The sequence below is a fragment of the Streptomyces sp. P5F9 genome, from assembly GCF_057961495.1.
The window spans coordinates 1-3306 of the sequence record NZ_JBXVPZ010000717.1 but is presented as its reverse complement, the minus strand read 5'-3'; the positions used below and the strand labels follow the sequence as shown (position 1 = coordinate 3306).

Annotated in this window: 1 pseudogene; it reads left to right on the top strand. The window is 72.9% G+C overall.

Going from position 1 to position 3306, the window contains the following annotated elements:
• Positions 1 to 3306, top strand: a pseudogene (locus AC31A1_RS48970) (hypothetical protein); the annotation flags it as partial.

Genomic DNA, 3306 nt, shown 5'->3' with positions numbered 1-3306 from the left:
CCCCCGCGTGACGGCATCTCACCCCTCGCCGGGCGTGGGCTCACGGACAGCAGGACGCGTGCCACCGAGACCCGGCATGCCGCGATCACGCCGGGCAGTCTCGTCGCGCACGGCCACGAACTGTTCAAGAATTCCTACGTAGTTGAGGGTCTGAGCCTGCCGGGGACGATGGCGGACGGTCAGTACTCGCTGGAGATCCAGGCCGTCGCGCACCGGCCCCGGTTGCTGGACACGACCCGGCAGTACCTGGAGACGGGCGTCTCGGCCACCGACAGTGCCCAGCAGCTCAAGTCCCTGGGAAAGTCGCACCAGTTCGGCGGCAGCGGGGTGGTCACCCAGAACCCGCCCCCGCAGCCCGCCGGACAGGGCAACACCGGTCCGGAGTCGGACGGTTCGGTCTCCACCAGCCAGACCAGCGGCAAGTCGTACAAGGGCCTCTTCAACCCCTCGGCGCGGCTCGGCCATGTCGCCCGCACCGACACCGCGGACACCCTCTCCGCCAGCACGGGCGTCAACCGCACCCCCACCGAGAGCGGCACCCTGCACCGCGTGGTCGCCGACGTCACCTACCTCGTCACGGTCCGCGCGGGCTCCCGCACCCTGCTCAACGGCGTGGGCGAGTCCGGCACGATCGACCCCGTCACCTTCGCGGTGGACGTCCCCGACGGCCTCCAGTTCCTCATGACCCAGGGCCAACTCGCCCGCGACGCACGGTGGATGGGCTCGGTGCAGGGGCTCGCCCCGGCGCCCGCCCCGGCGTTGACGGCGGCCCTCCCGGCGCCGTACACCCGCAACCGCGAACTGGGCCTCGGCGGTGTCCTCTCGGTCATCGAGTACGACCGGCCCGTCGCCGCCCCCATGCCCACGACCGGGGCCACCGCCGGGCAGATCCCGCTGGGGCCGGTCAACCCGAGGGAGCGGCGCGGGCGGATCGGGCGTGAGCTGCTGGCGCTGGTCGAGGCAGAGGCGCCCGGAGCGGTCACTCCCGGGCACTCCGGCTACCAGCAGGGTGTGCACAGCCGTATCGCCCAGCTCACCTCGTCCGCCGGGCTGCGCTCGCTGCCCGGGCGCGGTCCGGACGGCGCTCCGCGCCGGGCCACCACCCGCTTCCACTTCCGCCACCACGGCCACGGCGGTGAGCGACTCGTCGAGGTCACGCTCACGGCACGGCCCCGGCGGACCCAGAACCTGGCCGGTGTCCGGGGTTCCTCGACGCCCGGCTCGGGTCTCGAACAGTGGCAGTCGCACACATCGGCGGGCCGCACCACCACCCGCGCATCCGTCCGGCAGAAGCAGCTCCCGGTCACGCTGACGACCCGCTATCTCCGCCCGAACCAGGGCCCGGACCCGGCCAGGACGGACCGCGCGGCACCGGTGTTCACCCCGCAGGCGGCCACCAGCATCTCCGCCCGGCGGGCCACCACCGCCGACAACCGCTTCTGGCTGCGCACCGACAACGGCGCCGACTTCGACGGCCTCCAGTACGACTACGAGCTGTCCGTCCGCTCAGCGCTGGTCACCGACTGGCCGCCGAACGTCATCGGCGGTCTCATCCAGAACGGTGTCATCGCTTGGTCCGACGCGGACGGGGACGTAAGCCGCTGGATAGACGAACTGATGGCCCGGGGCAACCCGCGCACCAGCACCGTCCCGGTCCGGCTCACGCTGCGGTTCACCGGCACCGAGACCGCCCTGCCCGGGGTCGGCGGCCCGGCTCCGGTGAACGCCCCGTCCGTCGTCTCCGGCGCCGACCCGCGTAACACCGTGCGGCCGGCCGGCCCCGCCGCCGGGCCGTATCTCGCCGACGCGCAGATGTTCCACCCGGTGGGGCCTACCCCGGCGTTCCACTTCGACGGCTGGGCACATCTGGAGACGGCGCTCAACGACGTCGCGCCGCGCGGGGGCCGTGGCTGGCATTCGCAGATCACGTCCGTGTCGGTGGAGGGGCAGGCCGTCCGGCTCGGTCAGTTGATCCAGGCCGGACGGGTCTCCCTCGACCGTCCCCGGCTGGCCGCCGACCTCACCCGCAAGATGCCCGGCACCACGCCCTTCGAAGGGGCACCCGACCACGCTCCCTCGATCGCGGTCACGCTCTACAACCCGCGCCGCTCCACCCACGCCGACGACGTCACGCTCGACCAACTCCACAACACCACCGACACGGTGAGCACCGCGGCCGGCGCGGACCACTCCCTCGCGACCTCGTTCACGGAACTCCTCAGCGGCGACGACGACAACCACGAGATCGCCGGCATCAGCGTCCCGCTCGCGCAGCGCCAGACCCAGCCGTCCACCTTCGGCGGCACCACCACCGGCAGTCGCCGTGACTGGCTGAAGTCCGGCAGCACCGCCGCACCGGCCAACGGGGCGCGCGGGACCCGGAGTTACGTCGTCGACGCCGACGCGCACCTGCTCGTCGAGGGACCTGAAGGCACCCGTCACGTCACCGGCACCGTCAGTCTCCGGATCGAGGAGCGTGACCTCCTCGGCCACGGTCTGCTCACCCCGGCAGAGACCCCGCCGAACCTCCACGACCTGCCGGCACTCGTCCCCGACTGGGCTACGGCCGAGCCGCACACCCTGCCGGAACGTCTCAACTCCGCGATCCCCGCGGGCAGTCACGGCGTGCAGGTCTGGGTGGCCCTCGGCGCCGACCCGCAGGGCGAGCACCTCGGCCAGGCCCTCTACGCCGCTTCCCGCACCGCCGTGCTCGGGAATCGCCCGCTGGAGCTGATGACCCGTGACCCGCAGGGCATCCGCCGCTGGGAGTTCACCCCCGACGGCGCCCTCGTCACCGCCGACCCCGACCTGGCCACCGCGTGGAACGCCTTCGACGCCCAGGCCGAACTCCTGCACGCCGCCACCGAGACCCTCGCCGACACCCCGCAGCTGCTGAACCGCCTCACCGCCTCCCTCCAGCAGGCCAACCGGGCGCACACGGACGCCGTAGAAGCACACGGGAAGGCGCAGCTCGCGGTCAAGAACGCGACCGACGCCCACACGGACGCGAAGAAGGCGGCCGCCGACACCGCCGAGGCCGCACGCAAGGCCGAGGCGCTGGTCGCACGGCTGAAGCGGGACTATGCGGAGGCTCAAAAGAGCGTCACCACCCTGCCGTCGGTCATCGAGCGGCACGAGCGGGACGAGACCAAGGGTCGCCACGACCTCCAGACGGCCCTGGCCGCGTTGACGCGGGCCGAGAACACCGTGCGCGAAGAGCGCGCCGCCGCAGCACGGGCCGCCGCCCAACAGGCCGCGAAGAACGGGCAGTCGAGTACGGCCCCTGCCCCCGCACCCGTACCGGCC